Raw genomic sequence first — 17,176 nt, 5'->3', positions numbered from 1 at the left:
TCATCCCGTTGCCGCCAGCTTATACCGTATGCGTCACTGTATTCAGCACATCATCCAGCGCCGCGATGGCCCGGTCAATTTCTTCCGTTTCAACCGTAAACGGCGGAAGCAGTCTGAGAACGTTCGGCCCCGCCTGTAGAAGCAGAATACCGCGTTCCCGCATTTTGGCGATTACATCCGCCACTTCAAACGCAAGTTCCACCCCGAGCATCAATCCTTTGCCGCGCACGCCGACTATCTCCGGGCGAACGGCGGATAATTGTTCCAGCTTCGCCATAAAATAAGCACCCATCTCTGCCACGCGGGCGAGATAGCCTTCTTCCTCCATCGTTTCTAATGTAGCCAGGCCGGACGAACAAGCGAGCGGATTGCCGCCGAACGTCGTACCGTGCGTCCCCGGCCCGAACGCTTCCGCAAGCTTCTCTTTGCCGACGATGGCACCGATTGGAAAGCCGCTGCCCAGTCCTTTGGCCATCGTAATGATATCCGGCTCAATATTGTAATGCTGGTACGCGAACCACTTACCGGTACGCCCAATTCCCGTTTGGACCTCATCCACAATCAGCAGCAGGTCGTGTTCCGCGCACAGCGCCTGAACTTGTTCAACGAACGCCGGGGAAGCCGGATTTACGCCGCCTTCGCCCTGCACCAGCTCCAGCATTACTGCACATGTTTTATCCGTAATGGCTGCCCTCAGCGCTGCTGCGTCATTGTATGGTACCGTCATAAACCCGTCCGGCAGCGGAGCAAAACCATCTTTGACTTTCGCCTGGCCGGTTGCGGTTAGCGTCGCCAGGGTGCGACCATGAAAGGATTGTTCAAACGTAATCACCTCGTAGCGGTCTTGCTTCTTGATCTTTTGCGCGTAGCGGCGGGCCAGCTTAATAGCTGCTTCATTCGCCTCCGCGCCGCTGTTGCAGAAAAACGCCCGGTCACCGCAAGTAAGGGATACGAGCTTTTCCGCCAGCTTCTCCTGGATCGGAATTTCAAATAAATTGGAACAATGCCATAGCGTATTAAGCTGCTCCTGTACTTTCACTTTTACCCGGTGCGGCACATTGCCGAGAGATGTAACCGCAATGCCGGATACCAGGTCAAGGTAGCGGTTTCCCGCTTCATCCCATAAATAATTGCCTTCTCCCTTGATAATGCGAATCGGCCAACGCCCGTAATTCGGGAACAAATAACTCATTGTGCGCTCACCTTGCCCTTTTTCACGATTTTGGTTCCGACCGCATCTCCAGCCGCCACCTTATGCAAAATCCCCGGCTCATAGCCATTAATGATCAGCACTTCCTCTACCTGCTGCTCCAGCGCGTCAAGCGCCGCCCGTACTTTCGGGATCATGCCGCCGTAAATCACGCCCGCGGCAATCAATTCATCAATTTGTTTCCGGTCAAGTTCCGGAAGCACCTGCTTAGCACCCTCCACTTCCTGCATAACACCTGGCACGTCAGTAACCATGATCAACTGCTTCGCGCCGATAGCTCCGGCCACTGCGCCCGCCACCGTATCGGCGTTAACGTTATAAATCTGTCCACTTTGATCAATGCCAAGCGGCGCGATTACAGGAATCAATTCGGAATGAGCCAGCGCCGCAATTAACATCGTGTCCACTCGCTGAATCTCCCCAACAAATCCAAGGTGTCTAGATCCCTGCACAACCTGCAACGTGGCGCCATCAATGCCGCTAATACCAGCCGCGCGCCCGCCGGCCATCTGAATATTACTTACAATCTGCTTATTCGTCTGCCCGATCAGCACCATCTGCGCCACTTGCAGCGTCGCCTCATCTGTCACACGCAACCCGTCGACAAACTTCGGCGCAATCCCCATCTGCTTAAGCATAGCCGAAATCGCCGGGCCACCTCCGTGCACAATCGTTACGAGAACGCCTTGTCGCTGCAACATGGCAATATCTTTATAAAAAGAGGCGGGCAACTGTTCCAATGTGCTACCGCCGCATTTAATGACAAGCTGGTTTACCATCTGTCTCCCCTCTTTATCTTTTTCTTTACGCACTTCGTTGGTGGAAAAAGGACGAGTGATAACGCCCACGAGTTTTGCTTATGGATAAACCGGCGTAAACTCGAGTCCTGTTGTTTCCGGAAGTCCGAACATCAGATTCATGTTTTGTACCGCTTGACCAGCCGCGCCTTTCACAACGTTATCGATCACCGCGAGCACAATCACCCGTCCGGTACGGTCATCGACATGCCAGGCAATATCGCAATAATTGGAACCGTATACTTCTTTTGTTTTCGGATACGCACCCGGCCGCAGGCGCACAAACGGCTTACCTTCGTACGCTTCGGAAAACGCGGCCGCTACCTGTTCATTTGTCACGCCCTCTTTCAGCGTCGCGTACGATGTGGTTAAGATACCGCGGTTCATCGGCACAAGGTGCGGTGTAAAGGAGACGAGTGCTTCCTTGCCTGTCAGGTGGTTCAGCGTCTGCTCAATCTCCGGCGTATGCTGGTGTTTCGCTACTTTGTACGCGGAGATGCTTTCGTTTACTTCGCAGAAATGAGTGCCAAGCGAAGCGGAACGTCCCGCTCCGGTGACTCCGGATTTGGCATCCACAATAATAGATGTACCATCGATCAGATCTTCTTTTAAAAGCGGCAACAGGCTAAGCAGTGTCGCCGTCGGATAACAACCCGGATTGGCGAGCAGCTTCGTGCCGCGGATAGCGTCCGCATTCCACTCGGAAAGACCGTATACTGCCTGATCCAAATATTCCTGGGCCGCTGTTTGCTTGCCGTACCATTTGTTATATAGCTCCGGCGTAGCAAGACGAAAGTCGCCGGACACGTCAATCACTTTCAATTTGCCATCCAAAAGCTGAGGCACTAGCTGTCCGCTAATGCCAGACGGTGTCGCGATGAACACAGCATCCGCTTCCTTCCGGATTCGTCCACAGTCGATTTTAGTCAGGCTATCTGTAAAAATATGCGTTAAATGCGGATATACTTCCTGCATTGTTTTTCCGGCTTGCGAGTTAGAGTATACAGCCACAATGTTTGCTTCGGGATGTTTTACTAACAGGCGAATCAATTCGACTCCGCTGTACCCGGTCGCTCCGATAATCGAAATGTTCACTTACGTTTCCCCCATTTTTCCTGTCTCGATAAGTTATGAATTATTATACGTAAATAAGAATAATAATTCAATAGGTTATTATGAATTAATATGCAAATAAAGTTATGCATATAAAACACCAAAAAAGTCGTAGCAAATTGACCATCCATTCGCTACGACTGTGTATTCTGTCTTCTGATTGCTAACTATGTAGAAAGCCGCTTCCTCCTTTTAAGAGAAAACGGCTCTTATAACCTTTCGTATTTCATTTCTTTGTAATTAACCAGCCAGCCAGCACTTCGGCGTCCGCTTCGCTGACAAGACCGCCTGGCATGCCGTTTCGTCCTTTTACAATGACATTCTTAATTTCATCGGCGCTCTTATACTTGCTGCCGACTTTTGTCAGATTCGGTCCGACGCCCCCCTCCATGTTTTGACCATGACAGGACGTGCAATTTGCCTGAAAGATTTTTTGCGCGTTCCCCGCAGCGCCTTCAGCCGCTCCCCCTCCGGCTTGACCGCCTTGCTTGGCCGGCGGTTGTTCCGCTTTATTCTTACTCGTTGCACAGCCCGTGAACAGAGCCAGCACAAACAGAATACTGCTAAATGACATAAGCCATTTTCTCATAAAAATACCCTCCTCTAATCAAGTCACACATTTAGTATGAGCAGAGGAGGATGTTTTCATAACATGCTATTTAGAAATTCCGAGGGAACGTAGAAGCATCCGCGAATTTCATTTCAACATTTCTTTCGCTTTTGTCGCGATATTCTCCGCAGTAAGACCATACTTCTGCAACAGCTCGTCCGGCTTGCCAGATTCACCAAATGTATCCTGCACGCCGACGCGGCGCAGTTTTGCGGGATGCTTCTCGCATAGCACTTCGGCGACAGCCGCGCCAAGCCCGCCGTAAATGTTGGCTTCTTCCGCGGTCACGATTCCTTTTGTTTCCTGGGCGGCTTTCACAATTATCTCTTCGTCAATCGGTTTGATCGTGGCCATGTTAATGACGCGCGCCTGAATTCCTTCTTGCGCCAGCAATTCTGCCGCTTCCAGTGCGATATGCACCATCACGCCCGTCGCGATAATCGCTACATCGTTTCCTTCACGAATCTGTACACCTTTGCCAATTTCAAACTCATAGCTGTCATCGAACAACACTGGCACGCTCGGACGTCCCATGCGAATGTACATCGGGCCGTGCGTATTTGCGGCCGCGCGAATCGCTTTTTTCGTTTCGGTTGCGTCCGCCGGAATGATCACTGTCATATTCGGGATCGCACGCATTAAAGCGATGTCCTCCACCGCCTGATGAGAAGCACCATCTTCTCCAAGTGTCAAGCCCTGGTGGGTGACAGCAATTTTTACGTTCAGGTTTGGATAGCACACGGAATTACGAATCATATCGGCTACACGCAACGAACCGAACAGCGCAAACGTGCTCGCGAACGGAATTTTACCGCAGGTAGCAAGGCCAGCCGCCATCCCGATCATATTCGCTTCCGCAATCCCCACGTCAAAGAAACGCTCCGGAAATACTTTAGCAAATTCCGCCGTTTTCGTCGATTTCGCAAGGTCGGCATCCAGCACAACAATGTCCGGATTTTCGTGTCCGAGTTCTACCAATACTTGACCGTATGCGTCACGGGTTGCGATTTTCTTTACCGTTGTCTTCTCCATTACTTGTCCCCTCCCTGCGCGCACAATTCAGCCAGCGCCTGCTTCAGCTGTTCTTCGTTCGGCGCAACACCGTGCCAGCCGCATGCGTTCTCCATATACGAAACGCCTTTTCCTTTTATCGTATGCGCCACAATAAAAGTCGGTTTGCCCTTTACCGTTCTCGCTTCAGCAAATGCAGCGACGATTTCTTCGATATTATGACCATCCATTTCAATCACATGCCAGTTGAATGCGCGGAACTTGTCCGCCACCGGTCCAATGTCCATAATATCCTCTACATTGCCGTCAATTTGCAAATGATTATAGTCAAGAATGGCCACCAGATTGTCCAGCTTGTAGTGGCCGGCTGCCATCGCTGCCTCCCAGATCATGCCTTCCTGAATCTCGCCATCGCCAAGCAGAGCATATACCCGATACTCGCGCTTATCAAGACGCGCCGCCAACGCCATGCCATTCGCCGTGGAAAGTCCCTGGCCGAGAGAACCGGTGCTCTGTTCGACACCCGGCAATAATTTCTTGCTTGGATGACCTTGCAAGCGAGAGTTAATGCGGCGGAATGTCGCTAGTTCCTCTTTCGGCAGATACCCTTTCTCCGCAAGCGTCGCATATAATACCGGGCTTGCGTGCCCTTTGCTCAGAATAAAGCGATCGCGATCCGGATCGTTTACCTTTTCCGGGCCTACGTTCATTTCATGAAAATACAGCACAGCCAGAATGTCTGCCGCCGACAACGAACCGCCCGGGTGACCTGAGTTTGCGGCAGCTACCATTTTAACGATTTCCTGACGAATGTGATTCGCGCGCTGCTTCAGTTCTGCAAGTTTTCCCTCTGCAATTGTACTCATTCCCTCTCCTCCATTGCCTCTCAACAGTCTATTCATTTCTTTTGGTATCGTAACATTCCGCTGTGGTGAGTAAAGAAAACCACAAGTGGATGAGCCTATCATATATCATATTGAGATCCTTCTAAAACGCGTTCAAAAACAAATTGGACGCTACGGCGACGCAAAACGTCCCGAGCGTCAACAATGCATATTGCTTCAGAGCCGCAACCTACGCGACAGGCTCTGTATAACGTATTGCAACTCTCTAACACATATGCTATCTACTTTTACGTAGTATGCCCCAGTTGCTGACGAAGATATGCGTCAATAAAAGGCGTAATGTCCCCATCCATAACGGCTTGAACGTTCCCCGTTTCGTAGTTCGTCCGATGATCTTTTACCATGCTGTACGGGTGAAACACGTAGGAACGAATTTGGCTGCCCCAGCCGATTTCTTTTTGCTCACCGCGCAGCTTTGCCGCTTCCTCTTCCTGCTCCTGAATTTTTTTCTCGTACAACTTGGAACGAAGCATCTTCATCGCCCGTTCCCGGTTTTTAATCTGCGAGCGCTCCGTCTGGCACGTCACCACGATACCGGTCGGCAGGTGGGTAATGCGCACCGCGGAGTCGGTCGTATTCACATGCTGTCCGCCGGCACCGCTGGAACGGTACGTGTCCACTTTGATTTCGTCCGGACGGATTTCGATTTCGATGTCATCGTCAATCTCTGGCATCACATCGCACGATACGAAGGACGTATGACGGCGTCCGGAAGCATCGAACGGCGAAATGCGAACGAGGCGGTGTACGCCTTTTTCAGCTTTCAGATATCCGTACGCATTATGTCCTTTAATCAGCAGGGTTACGCTCTTAACCCCGGCCTCTTCGCCCGGTAAATAGTCCAGGGTCTCGACTTTGTATCCCTGCTTCTCCGCCCAGCGGGTATACATACGCAGCAACATATCCGCCCAGTCTTGTGATTCCGTACCACCCGCACCCGGATGCAATTCAAGAATCGCGTTTCTCTTGTCATACGGCTGGCTAAGGAGCAACTGTAGCTCATACTCATTCAACCGCTTCTGCAAGGCCTCAGTTGCCTCCACGATATCCGAGATAAGCGACTCATCCTCTTCCTCAGCGTACAGCTCCATCATCACCTGAATATCTTCGTACGCTGCTTCCATCTCCTGAATCGCGTTTACCGTTTCTTTCAGTGCGTTCGCTTCGCTTATAATCACCTGGGCTGCTTCATTGTCATCCCAAAAGTTCGGCGCAGCCATCTTCTCTTCCAGTGCGGCGATTTGCTTTTGTTTGCCAGGGATGTCAAAGAGACCCCCTGATTTCCGCCAATCGCTTGCCGATGGCTGTCATTTGCTGTTTCGCTTCTGTCAATGGCATACTTTATTCCTCCCGGCCACAACAGTTTTTGTACTTTTTCCCGCTGCCGCAGTAGCAAGGATCGTTGCGACCAATTTTCGGCTCTCGACGGCGCACCGGCTTTTTTGGCGCCGGTTCATCCGACGGAACAACCGCCTGACCCTTGGCTACTTCCTGGCGCTGCAGGTTGCTTCCAATGTTCGCTTTCATAATATATGTCGCCACTTCTTCCTCGATGCTGGCAATCATTTGATTGAACATTTCATAGCCTTCCATCTGATACTCACGAAGTGGATCTGTCTGCCCGTACGCACGCAAATGAATACCCTGACGGAACTGATCCATGGCATCGATATGATCCATCCACTTACTGTCCACCGCTCGCAATACAACGACCTTCTCGAACTCGCGGAAGTCCGCTTCATCCATCAGCGCTTCCCGTTCACTGTAAAGACGCTCAACAAGCTCACGGAACACTTCTATAATTTCTTCGCGGTCTTTGCCCCAAATATCTTTCACCGTCAGCTGACCTTCATGCAGAAACGTGCCGTTGCAGTGGTCAATGAGCGCTTCGAGATCCCACTCTTCCTGCACGACTTCGTCCGAACAATGCAGATCGACGAGGCGCTCGACATGCGACATAATCATCCCGATCACCACATCGCGCAGCGACTCGGCTTCCAGTACTTCGCGGCGTTGCTTGTAAATAACCACACGCTGCTGGTTCATCACATCGTCATATTGCAATACGAGGCGGCGCATGTCGAAGTTAGCGCCCTCCACCCGCTTCTGCGATGATTCAATCGCCCGGGATACCATTTTACTTTCGATCGGCACATCTTCTTCCATACCGAGTCGATCCATCATGTTCATAATATTCTCTGAACCAAACTTGCGCATCAATTCGTCTTCCAGCGAGATAAAGAACTGGGACGAACCGGGGTCGCCTTGACGTCCGGCGCGGCCGCGTAGCTGGTTGTCAATCCGGCGGCTCTCATGACGTTCCGTACCGATAATATGCAAACCGCCGAGTTCGGCAACGCCTTCCCCGAGCTTAATGTCAGTACCGCGACCCGCCATGTTGGTCGCAATCGTTACCATGCCACGCTGTCCGGCCTGCGCGACAATCTCGGCTTCACGCGCATGGTGCTTTGCGTTCAGCACCTGGTGCGGAATGCCTTTTTTCTTCAGCATGCTGGAAAGCAATTCAGATTTTTCGATAGAAGTCGTACCGACCAGCACCGGGCGGCCGATTTTGTGCATTTTCTCCACTTCGGCAACAACCGCTTTATATTTGCCGCGTTCTGTTTTATAGATCGCATCCGGCTTGTCCTCACGAATCACCGGCTTGTTGGTTGGAATGACCACCACTTGAAGACCGTAGATTTTCTGAAACTCTTCTTCTTCTGTTTTTGCCGTCCCCGTCATGCCGCCCAACTTCTCATACATACGGAAATAGTTCTGCAGCGTGATCGTCGCGAGCGTCATGCTCTCGTTTTGCACCTGCAGGCCTTCTTTTGCTTCAATAGCCTGATGCAAACCATCGCTGTAGCGGCGTCCTTGCATCAGACGGCCCGTAAACTCGTCAACGATGATCACTTCGCCGTTGTCTACCACATAGTCAATATCGCGCTTCATCAGCGCTTTCGCTTTCAGTGCGATATTGATGTGATGGTTCAGGAGAATGTGCTCATTGTCATACAGGTTATCGATATTAAACGCGCGCTCCACTTCCGCTACCCCTGTTTCAGTAAGGGATACAGAGTTCGCTTTCAGATCAATGGTATAGTGCTCATCCTCTTTCAGGCGCGTGACGAAACGGGCCGCAACATAATAAAGCTCGGTCGATTTTTCCGCTTCGCCCGAGATAATGAGCGGCGTCCGCGCCTCATCGATGAGGATGCTGTCGACCTCGTCGACGATGCAGTAATGCAGCGGGCGCTGTACCATTTGTTCTTTGTAAAGCACCATGTTATCGCGCAGATAGTCAAAGCCGAACTCATTGTTCGTACCATATGTGATATCGGCCGCATATGCCGCCCGCTTCTCGTCCGGTGACATGCCGGCAAGGTTTACGGCGCAGCTTAAACCGAGAAAATTGTAAATCCGGCCCATCTCTTCGGCATCGCGTGTCGCCAGGTATTCGTTCACCGTAATGACATGTACGCCTTTGCCGGACAGGGCGTTCAAATACGTAGGCAGCGTCGCAACCAGCGTTTTACCTTCCCCTGTCTTCATCTCGGCAATTTTGCCTTCATGCAGCACCATGCCGCCAATCAATTGCACATCATAGTGGCGCATGCCAAGCACGCGGCGGCTTGCCTCACGGCATACCGCAAAAGCTTCATACAAAATATCATCCAGCGTCTCGCCTTTGGCAAGCCGCTCTTTGAACTCATCCGTTTTATTGCGAAGCTGTTCATCGCTTAATGCCTGTATTTGTGGCTCCAACGCATTGATTTTTTCGACGCGTCTCTGGTACTTCTTGATATCACGTTCGTTGGAATCGCCAATTATCTTCTTAAGTATACCTAGCATCGGGTATCTATCCCCTTCCAAATCATCGCTTCATTGCTAGTCTGAGCAGACGGACTGCTCTAAATTTTAATTTTAACAGTAGTATATGGGGATTGACAAGGAAAGAAAATGGATATTTACTATTTAGACCGTGCCCTATCGAACAACTTTATCCGTTTTTTCTTTCTAACCATACTCCGTATGAAGAGATTAAGAATTGGGTGCAACCTGATTTCGTTGTAATATGTGACAAAAAGAAAATCGTTGATGTTTACAATGCATCTGATGTCTATCTGTTAGAGGAGACGAGTTTTAAGCGTGGTGGGGTATATGTCAAGGGTGACACATTGCCAGAAAGTATTGAAGATTTTAGAATTGATTTGAATACCGTGTTTAGAGAGTAAGAAGGGGCCGGGTCAAAAATCATGAGCCAGCCCCTTTGGTATGAAACGTTCCGCCCGGAGGCAGCCTTTGTTTCTTCCCTGTATTTCAAAGGTTATATATTCTCCGGTTCAATCAAACCGTAACGGCCATCTTTGCGGCGGTAGACAACGTTGACTTCTTCCGTCTCCGCATTGCTGAACACGAAGAAGTTATGCCCCAGCATATCCATCTGTAGTACCGCTTCCTCTGCGTCCATCGGCTTCAGATTAAAGCGTTTCGTTTTTACGATTTCGATCGTATCGTTGTCGTCTTCTTGTTCCCCTTTATTGGTAAATACAGGATCAGCATCCACAAATATTGCCCCTTGCTGGCGATATTTGCGGTTCACTTTCGTCTTGTACTTGCGGATTTGCCGCTCTAATTTTTCAACGACCAGATCGATCGCCGCATACATATCACTATTTGTATCTTCGGCTCGGAGGATAACTCCCGGCATTGGAATGGTCACTTCCACCGTATGCTCGCCACGGATGACACGCATTGTTATGTTGCACGAAAATGCAGAAGTGTCCTCAAAGTAGCGCTCGAGACGGCCAATTTTTTTCTCTGCATAGTCTCGAAGTGCAGGAGTTACTTCAATATTTTCACCACGGGTGTTGTATTGCATATGAATACTCCTCCTTTCATCTATATTTATAATATATTCCCTTTTCCCGGCCCAAAATCCTTCTGAATCCGACATTTTCTTCCCAGGTTTTGTGAAATTTTTATGACAAACCGGAAACTTCCAGAAGAATTGTTCTTTAGAAGATAAACATATATACACACAGATAGACCCCTGAAGCAAGCACTACAGGCTGTTGTTTCAGGGGTAACGTATCGCTAGCTAAATTCAGAAGAAGGCGGCCAAAGTGCATCCAAAGCAAGAACGTCAATATACTCAAGATGATAATCGTTAATAACCACTCTTGCTGGATGTGATTCAATCCTTTTCTGCATTTTTTATATAATTAATGCCTTCTGGCAAAAGAAATACTTTGAATAAACCGTCCTTCCTCTCCGCACAGCTGATAAATCCACGTTTCGCCAGATATCTGTACGCGAGACGTTCCGTCCTCGTGCTGATTTCGACTGTTTCCGAATTTCCCCCGCTTTGAATGTGTCTTGAATAAATTTCTTTTAATAGCCCAAACCGATACTCTTGCGTCTTGCCTGCTTTCATACCGTTCCCCGCCTTTGTCTCCGTTCTTTTTACCTCTCTATAGTTTCTAACATTTACATATTTAATATCGGTAAAACAAAGAGGGGGTTGCAATATGTTTATTGGTTATTTTCTGTTTATCTCCATCTGAATAGTTCTAATGCCAGCTTCGAACAGTTTGACTCACGCCTTTTAAAAGATATGTAGCTTTCCAACCTAAAATAGTTAAGCCCTCTGGAATCAATTCCAGAGGGCGGAACGTTGCATATTTCAATCTACCTTATTCCTGTCAATCGGAAAGGAGATGCATATTACAACTTAACAACATTTGCCGCTTGAGGTCCACGAGCGCCTTCAACGATTTCGAATTCAACGCTTTGACCTTCTTCCAGCGTTTTAAAACCTTCGGCCTGGATTGCAGAGAAGTGTACAAATACGTCGTCTCCGTTCTCTCTTTCGATGAAACCGTAGCCTTTTTCAGCATTAAACCATTTTACTTTACCTTGCATGAAATACATCCCTTTCCGTCAATAAAATACTGGGAACGTGTAATCGTTTACCCATACCTCGACTATACCATTTTTATCATGTCCAGGTCAAATTAAATTGCTCGACGAAACAAGCATTTATTCGACAATTTCGACAAGATATGGTTACTCTGTAGCAAACCGCTTTTCCAAATATGTCACAAACCGGGAAATCAATAGCGTCAGCACAAGATAAATAGCCGCCATGGTCAAATAAGATTCCCAGCGCGCGAATGTTGACTTCGCGGTCGCATTTCCCGCGTACGTCAGTTCAGGTGCCGCAATAACCGCAAGCAACGAAGAGTCTTTCAAAAGCGCGATAAATTCGTTGCCAAGCGGCGGAATCATGCGTTTGAACGCCTGCGGCAAAATCACATAACGCATCGCTTGTCCGTGGTTCATGCCCAGAGAACGGGCCGCTTCCATCTGTCCACGATCAATCGACCGAATACCGGCGCGGAAGATTTCGGCTATATACGCTCCGGCGTTTAGCGAAAGCACCACAAAACCGGAAAATACGACCGACGGCGGTTCTTCAGAGAACAGGCCCCAGATTTCCGGAATTGCCGCGTAATGAATCAGCAGAATCTGCACAAATAACGGCGTACCACGAAATACGGTAATGTAAGCCACAGACGGCCAGCGCAGTATCGGATTCTTCGACAGGCGACCAAGACCGAAAAGCAGACCAAGAATGGTTCCCATAAATACGCCGACAGACGTAAACAAAATCGTATATCCCACACCGCGAATAAACATTTCGCGGTACTCGTAAATAACACCCCAATCCACAACACTCACAGCCTTTCCTCAACAGCATTCTCAATAAACAGGCGAAAAGTGCGCGTGGATTTTTTCCACAGCGCACCTTATCTTTTTGTATAACGTATTCATTATACCGGATAAAAATGCGTCTGCAAAGATATTTCTTTGATTTAGTCAGTCAATTTTTGACTTCTCTAGAAATACTTTTTATACGTTTTATCATACGTTCCGTAGCGAAACGAGTCAGATTATGCATGCTCGTCTTGCTATGATCTAGGCTGTTAGCTCAATAAGTGGACACAAATTTTTAGAACGGCGGACAGGAATCTTCTTTTCGCAAAAAGCCCCGAAAAGCAACATGCTTTTCGGGGAAAATAAGGAATATGATTCATAAAGAGCTTTAACCTTTGAGGAGTTGTAATACACCTTGCGGTAACTGGTTGGCCTGGGCCAGCATTGCTGTCGCGGACTGGTTGATGATGTTGAAGCGGGTAAATTCGGTCATTTCTTTCGCCATATCTGCATCGCGAATACGAGATTCAGCACCTGTCAGATTTTCTGTATAATTGGACAAGTTATTGACTACGTGTTCCAGACGGTTTTGAATAGCACCGAAATAGGAACGGATGCGGGAAACTTGATCAATGGCAGCCTTGAAGGTCTCGATCGCACCCTCAGGATCACTAATTACATCTACATTGTCAATTTTGAGAGAAGCCTTATCCGCTTTGCATCCTGCAGCAAATGGAGGGTCGGCTTCCGGTTGTGTTGTTAATTCCAGAGTCAACGAGTCCTCCTTTTTAGGGCCGTACTGAATTTTCACATCTTGTAACGAAGTACTATCGCTGTCTCCGATAAGTTGAATTCCATTAAATTCCGTTGTTTTAGCAATCTGATCAATTTGTGCTGTTAATTGATTGATCTCATCCTCAATGGCTTTTTTGTCCTTGTCACTATACGTGCCGTTTGCTGCTTGTACGGCCAATTCACGCATACGCTGCAACATCTCGTGTATTTCCTGCAATGCGCCTTCCGCCGTCTGAATCAAAGAAACTCCATCCATTGTATTGCGCTGTCCTTGCTCCAAACCGCGAATTTGACCGCGCATTTTTTCTGAAATGGCAAGTCCTGCCGCATCATCAGACGCACGGTTAATGCGATAGCCGGAAGACAGTCTCTCCAAAATCTTGCTCGTTCCTATTTGATTTTGCGCTAAATTACGGTAGGCGTTTAACGCGGGAAGATTATGATTAATACGCATATCGTATCCACTCCTTAAAAAACGATCTCATATTTTTAAAAGTCAAACTGCTTCTTTTCCGCATGATTCCATGTTTCCTGTTCAATTTCCCGACGCTCATATGGATTCAGCCTGGGCTTGCCGGCAAGGTGAGCCATAACCTGTGTTTTTCCCTTTTCCTTCTCCATCGCGATCGTCCAGGCCTCATCCAATTGACAGATGATCTCTTTCGCTTCCTGCAAAAGCTTGATATCTTTGCGGAGATTCCCTTGTATAATCAGTTCAAATACATACTGATACAGCATTTCGAGCCGATCGGCTAAAACGCCGGCTTCGTACTTGATTCCGAAACCAAGACGGGTAACAATATCGTTGCAAAGCTGCAAAGCTGCGTTCGCCTGCGCGTATTTCTTCTCCGAAATACAAGCGATCGCTTCTTCTAATTTTTGCAGCAGTCGCTTATACAACAGGGATGTAATTAATTCGGGATGACCGTGCAAATCACTTATCTCCACATTTTCCAACGTGACCATACGCTCCATCGCGATTCCTCTCAACACAAATCATAATTGATGTTTTTATACTTCTATCATGGCAAAATGTCTACATTATAGATATCGGATATTTTTCTAGAGTTTTAAGGAAGAATCTTCAAGCCAAATCTCGTCATCCTCTTCCTCCCAATAAGGCGTACGTTCGATAGCAGGTATAAGCGGAACAGAAACCGCAGAACCGATATTCGCCCTTCGAACAAGCAACAAGATTTCCGCCACTACCTGATACAGCTGTGGTGGCACATTGCTGCCCAGGTCGAGATCCAGCAAGTTCTCCAACAACATCGCATCTTCCTGAAGCGGAATGTCATGTTCCTTCGCTTTCGCGATGATTTTTTCCGCGATTTGCCCGCGCCCATGAGCGACCACCGTAGGCGCCCGATCCTTATCCTTGTCATAGCGAATGACAGCCGCCCGGCTCGTTTTCTCTTTTCCTTTTGCCGCTTGCTGAAAATGCTTGTAAATCATACTGAAATATCGACCCCTTCTCCGGAAGTATGGGCGAACGCATGCTGCCTTCCGGTTGCGGTATCTATAGCTGGGGCTTTTCTCTGTTCGCTCTCCCGCTCCTGATGCGCCAGCGGGGAAAAGGTTACGCTCTGCACCCGGTAGCCCATCCGTTGCAATTCCTCTTTCATCCGCGGAATGTACGGCGCAAACGCCTGCTCCACAAACGGATGATCGTTCTGAACACGTATCGCCATTTCTCTTTCGACTACCGTAACAGCCACTCCCGTTTCCCCAAACTTCGGCGTATCAAGAAAGAAGAACAGGCTACAATTCTCCCAATCCATCTGTTCGCCATTTTGCCGGGCACGAACTTGCATATGAACCGAATGCATCCCCTCTTCCCAAGGTAGCGGGAGCTGTACTTGAAACGATTGGGTGACCGTCCCTGCCTCTTGTTTGGACAACAGTTGCTGCCCTGTTACATGAGATAAGGCCTGCTCCAACATCTCCCTCGCTTTGGGAGAAGCATGGCTTTCCATTCCGTTCATTAGCATCGCCTTGAGATTGTGCGGCGGTTTTTCTCCTCGCGCATCGCTGCTATTATATCCGGCTGAGCGCATGTCTCCTTCTCGACGCATCATCCATTCCACTGCCTCTCGTTCATGGCTGAACCCCATCCCGCGCATCGCTTCCTGCACTCCGCGGCCGGTCAGCGATTCTTCCCGCCATTGTTGAGCGTAAAGCTGAAGCGGATTCTGCATTCCGCCTTCTCCTGTCATCTTGGAGAAAAAGCGTTCGACTTTCGTATAGGAAGGTTGCCAGTTGAGCTTTTCTAAATCGGTTCGCAATCGTTGAAACAGCCGGAGCGCCTCATCCTGTTCGCCTTTGGCCAGCAACCCTTTGACCCGCTGTAGTTCGCCGCTCATGCGCAATAGCTCGTACTCAAAGTCCATATCAGCAAACAGGGCGAATTCTCCCTTATTCACCAGCCGATTCACCATTTCAATCGTTGGCTCGACAATCCGCTGAATATAGGAAGCGGCCTGTGGAATGTTCTGGCGTAAAAACTGGCTCATGCGCTCAACATTGTTGATAATTTCTTTTTTTGTTTGCCTGAACTTTTCTCCTACTTGATGCAAATAATCGGGAATATAGCGTGTGAGGCGTTCAAAGGTAGCCGTCTGGACAGCGGTCAGCGCCGCCATCCGCTCTCCCGAGGCAGCGAACAAGCGCTCAAGTTCATCCATACCGGCCAGCAGCCGCTCACCGTTTTGAGCCGGCTGACGCGCCGCTTCTTCTAACTGTTGAAGTATGTGTGCTGCCTGATTCGCTTCTTTTTGCGGCACTCCTTCACGCTTTATCGCATCGCGCAACGCCACAGCAAGATCTCGCATCACGATGTCCGGCTGACGCGAAGAGGTCGAACCTTCCATTTGAATGTTCCCCAGCGCCACAAGCAGTTCCTGCCGCGCCAGACTGACCAGATTGCCCAATCTTATGAATGTCTCGCTGAGCGGACGCAAAACGTTTGCCCCAGAATGATCGACTCCTTCGCCGTCAGGAAACGACATGTTCGGCGAACCGCTTTCTGTACGAGCGCCCCCCGTTCCGACTACCGGCAGTTTCAACATTTTCACCAGCATATCTATGCTCCGCTCTACCATTATCTTCGCTTCCGCATGCCTGCCTACAGCTTCATAGCTAAGCGACATCCGCAGTTCTTTCATGATTTGCCGAATCGCGCTTTCGAGGTCTTTCCGTACTTCTGTGCTCAACCTGGCTTCCTGTACCGCCTGCGCCACCGCTTCCTGCAATTCACGAAGCTGGCTGCGGGTTGCCCTGCCGGACATACGGATAGCAAGCGCCTGTTCCGCCAGTTTTTGCAAGGCCTGTTCCAGCAAAGCAGACATTCCCGCACGCGAATGATCGGGGACACTCCGGTGCGCGTCTTGCAGAGAATCGGAATTCGATAAAAAGCGCAGCTCTGACAGCAAATCAGGCGCTTCTTTCGCCAGCTCACTCAGAATTTGATCCAGCGACGGTCCGTATAAAGCACGAAACACCGCTTCATAGCTTCTGGGCGTAACCGAAATTTTCTTCTGCGCCATAATCGAAAGCGTATCCAATTTTTGCTGGATGGTTCCTTCTCCTTTTTGGAGAATGTGCTGAAGTGACTGTAGCGTCTCCTTTGTAACCGGGATGCGCTCCGCAATCAGCAAACGTACTGCTTCCTTCATTTCTACTGTCGCTTTGATCCCGGCATCCTGCAATACCTGCTCGGCTGTCGTTTCGGAAGATAAAGAGACAGAGCCTTGTCCATTCACATGATTTGTCATTTGTCCCTGCTGGGGTTCCGTTGTTTTTCCGGACATTTGTGAGGTATGAATGCTCCGCGTAACATCTGAGACTTGCATGTGACGCTCCACCTTTCCGCACTATAACTTCTATTTAGTAATATCGGTCAAAATGGGCATGCTTTTATATACCAGCTGGAAGGAAACTGTCCCAAAACATTGCTGGAAATACGTATATTGCGTATATCGTAACGCAAAAGGGTGCCCCATCACTTTTAGGA

At 49.1% G+C, this 17,176-nt stretch carries 15 protein-coding genes and 1 pseudogene; all 16 read right to left on the bottom strand.

Going from position 1 to position 17,176, the window contains the following annotated elements; all coding sequences use genetic code 11:
* Window positions 1-19 precede the first annotated feature (19 nt).
* The 16 genes and pseudogenes from ACH33_RS02130 to ACH33_RS02050 all read right to left on the bottom strand — a co-directional run bounded on the left by ACH33_RS02130 (window position 20) and on the right by ACH33_RS02050 (window position 17,015).
* A complete protein-coding gene (locus tag ACH33_RS02130) occupies window positions 20-1,192 on the bottom strand; it encodes an acetylornithine transaminase (RefSeq protein ID WP_057897525.1) in 1,173 nt (390 codons plus the stop codon).
* On the bottom strand, window positions 1,189-2,058 hold the full coding sequence (argB, locus tag ACH33_RS02125) for an acetylglutamate kinase (protein WP_236781947.1): 870 nt from the start codon (window positions 2,056-2,058) through the stop codon (window positions 1,189-1,191). Before argB ends, ACH33_RS02130 begins: the two co-directional genes overlap by 4 nt.
* 9 nt (window positions 2,059-2,067) lie before the next feature.
* On the bottom strand, window positions 2,068-3,102 hold the full coding sequence (gene argC / locus ACH33_RS02120; protein WP_057897523.1) for an N-acetyl-gamma-glutamyl-phosphate reductase: 1,035 nt from the start codon (window positions 3,100-3,102) through the stop codon (window positions 2,068-2,070).
* A 244-nt stretch (window positions 3,103-3,346) separates the two neighbouring features.
* Window positions 3,347-3,709, bottom strand: a complete 363-nt coding sequence (locus ACH33_RS02115) for a c-type cytochrome (protein WP_057897522.1) — start codon at window positions 3,707-3,709, stop codon at window positions 3,347-3,349.
* A gap of 108 nt (window positions 3,710-3,817) precedes the next feature.
* The gene (locus ACH33_RS02110) at window positions 3,818-4,762 is read right to left on the bottom strand and encodes a transketolase family protein (RefSeq protein ID WP_057897521.1); all 945 of its coding nucleotides are present in this window, start codon (window positions 4,760-4,762) and stop codon (window positions 3,818-3,820) included.
* On the bottom strand, window positions 4,762-5,607 hold the full coding sequence (locus ACH33_RS02105; protein ID WP_091261201.1) for a transketolase: 846 nt from the start codon (window positions 5,605-5,607) through the stop codon (window positions 4,762-4,764). The genes ACH33_RS02110 and ACH33_RS02105 overlap by 1 nt, the downstream gene beginning before the upstream one ends.
* Window positions 5,608-5,873: 266 nt before the next feature.
* Window positions 5,874-6,984 (bottom strand): peptide chain release factor 2 gene (prfB, locus tag ACH33_RS02100; protein ID WP_204244852.1). Its coding sequence is split into 2 segments (ribosomal slippage): window positions 5,874-6,911 and window positions 6,913-6,984, totalling 1,110 coding nucleotides; the frame shifts between segments, so codons are not numbered across the junction.
* 3 nt (window positions 6,985-6,987) lie between these two features.
* Window positions 6,988-9,501 carry an accessory Sec system translocase SecA2 gene (gene secA2 / locus ACH33_RS02095; protein WP_057897519.1) on the bottom strand — a complete coding sequence of 838 codons (2,514 nt, stop codon included), beginning with the start codon at window positions 9,499-9,501 and terminating at the stop codon, window positions 6,988-6,990.
* A gap of 475 nt (window positions 9,502-9,976) precedes the next feature.
* Window positions 9,977-10,531 (bottom strand): ribosome hibernation-promoting factor, HPF/YfiA family, encoded by a 555-nt coding sequence (gene hpf, locus ACH33_RS02085; RefSeq protein ID WP_057897517.1) that lies wholly within the window; start codon window positions 10,529-10,531, stop codon window positions 9,977-9,979.
* Window positions 10,532-10,846: 315 nt separating this feature from the next.
* On the bottom strand, window positions 10,847-11,086 hold the full coding sequence (locus tag ACH33_RS02080; protein ID WP_057897516.1) for a hypothetical protein: 240 nt from the start codon (window positions 11,084-11,086) through the stop codon (window positions 10,847-10,849).
* Window positions 11,087-11,376: 290 nt separating this feature from the next.
* A complete protein-coding gene (locus ACH33_RS02075) occupies window positions 11,377-11,574 on the bottom strand; it encodes a cold shock domain-containing protein (RefSeq protein ID WP_057897515.1) in 198 nt (65 codons plus the stop codon).
* Between the two features lie 144 nt (window positions 11,575-11,718).
* On the bottom strand, window positions 11,719-12,351 hold the full coding sequence (locus ACH33_RS02070) for an amino acid ABC transporter permease (RefSeq protein ID WP_175493654.1): 633 nt from the start codon (window positions 12,349-12,351) through the stop codon (window positions 11,719-11,721).
* A 406-nt stretch (window positions 12,352-12,757) separates the two neighbouring features.
* On the bottom strand, window positions 12,758-13,618 hold the full coding sequence (locus tag ACH33_RS02065) for a flagellin N-terminal helical domain-containing protein (protein ID WP_057897514.1): 861 nt from the start codon (window positions 13,616-13,618) through the stop codon (window positions 12,758-12,760).
* Window positions 13,619-13,653: 35 nt separating this feature from the next.
* Complete coding sequence (locus ACH33_RS02060; RefSeq protein ID WP_057897513.1) at window positions 13,654-14,139, bottom strand: flagellar export chaperone FliS; 486 nt, start codon at window positions 14,137-14,139, stop codon at window positions 13,654-13,656.
* A 204-nt stretch (window positions 14,140-14,343) separates the two neighbouring features.
* Window positions 14,344-14,619: pseudogene (locus tag ACH33_RS02055) on the bottom strand (EscU/YscU/HrcU family type III secretion system export apparatus switch protein); the annotation flags it as partial.
* Complete coding sequence (locus ACH33_RS02050) at window positions 14,616-17,015, bottom strand: coiled-coil domain-containing protein (RefSeq protein ID WP_057897512.1); 2,400 nt, start codon at window positions 17,013-17,015, stop codon at window positions 14,616-14,618. The gene ACH33_RS02050 and the pseudogene ACH33_RS02055, both read right to left, overlap by 4 nt.
* Window positions 17,016-17,176: the final 161 nt, after the last annotated feature.

The organism is Aneurinibacillus sp. XH2 (genome assembly GCF_001439585.2).
GTDB classification, from domain to species: domain Bacteria; phylum Bacillota; class Bacilli; order Aneurinibacillales; family Aneurinibacillaceae; genus Aneurinibacillus; species Aneurinibacillus thermoaerophilus.
Note: the sequence above shows the minus strand (reverse complement) of the source record. Positions and strands in the feature narration are given on the sequence as shown.

What these genes read in the sequence shown, in the direction of transcription:
- ACH33_RS02130 (WP_057897525.1), bottom strand. Translation starts at nt 1,192, where the DNA reads ATGAGTTATTTGTTCCCGAATTACGGGCGTTGGCCGATTCGCATTATC.
- ACH33_RS02080 (WP_057897516.1), bottom strand. Translation starts at nt 11,086, where the DNA reads ATGAAAGCAGGCAAGACGCAAGAGTATCGGTTTGGGCTATTAAAAGAA.
- ACH33_RS02115 (WP_057897522.1), bottom strand. Translation starts at nt 3,709, where the DNA reads ATGAGAAAATGGCTTATGTCATTTAGCAGTATTCTGTTTGTGCTGGCT.
- ACH33_RS02110 (WP_057897521.1), bottom strand. Translation starts at nt 4,762, where the DNA reads ATGGAGAAGACAACGGTAAAGAAAATCGCAACCCGTGACGCATACGGT.
- ACH33_RS02050 (WP_057897512.1), bottom strand. Translation starts at nt 17,015, where the DNA reads ATGCAAGTCTCAGATGTTACGCGGAGCATTCATACCTCACAAATGTCC.
- hpf (WP_057897517.1), bottom strand. Translation starts at nt 10,531, where the DNA reads ATGCAATACAACACCCGTGGTGAAAATATTGAAGTAACTCCTGCACTT.
- ACH33_RS02065 (WP_057897514.1), bottom strand. Translation starts at nt 13,618, where the DNA reads ATGCGTATTAATCATAATCTTCCCGCGTTAAACGCCTACCGTAATTTA.
- ACH33_RS02075 (WP_057897515.1), bottom strand. Translation starts at nt 11,574, where the DNA reads ATGCAAGGTAAAGTAAAATGGTTTAATGCTGAAAAAGGCTACGGTTTC.
- ACH33_RS02060 (WP_057897513.1), bottom strand. Translation starts at nt 14,139, where the DNA reads ATGGAGCGTATGGTCACGTTGGAAAATGTGGAGATAAGTGATTTGCAC.
- ACH33_RS02105 (WP_091261201.1), bottom strand. Translation starts at nt 5,607, where the DNA reads ATGAGTACAATTGCAGAGGGAAAACTTGCAGAACTGAAGCAGCGCGCG.
- ACH33_RS02070 (WP_175493654.1), bottom strand. Translation starts at nt 12,351, where the DNA reads ATGTTTATTCGCGGTGTGGGATATACGATTTTGTTTACGTCTGTCGGC.
- secA2 (WP_057897519.1), bottom strand. Translation starts at nt 9,501, where the DNA reads ATGCTAGGTATACTTAAGAAGATAATTGGCGATTCCAACGAACGTGAT.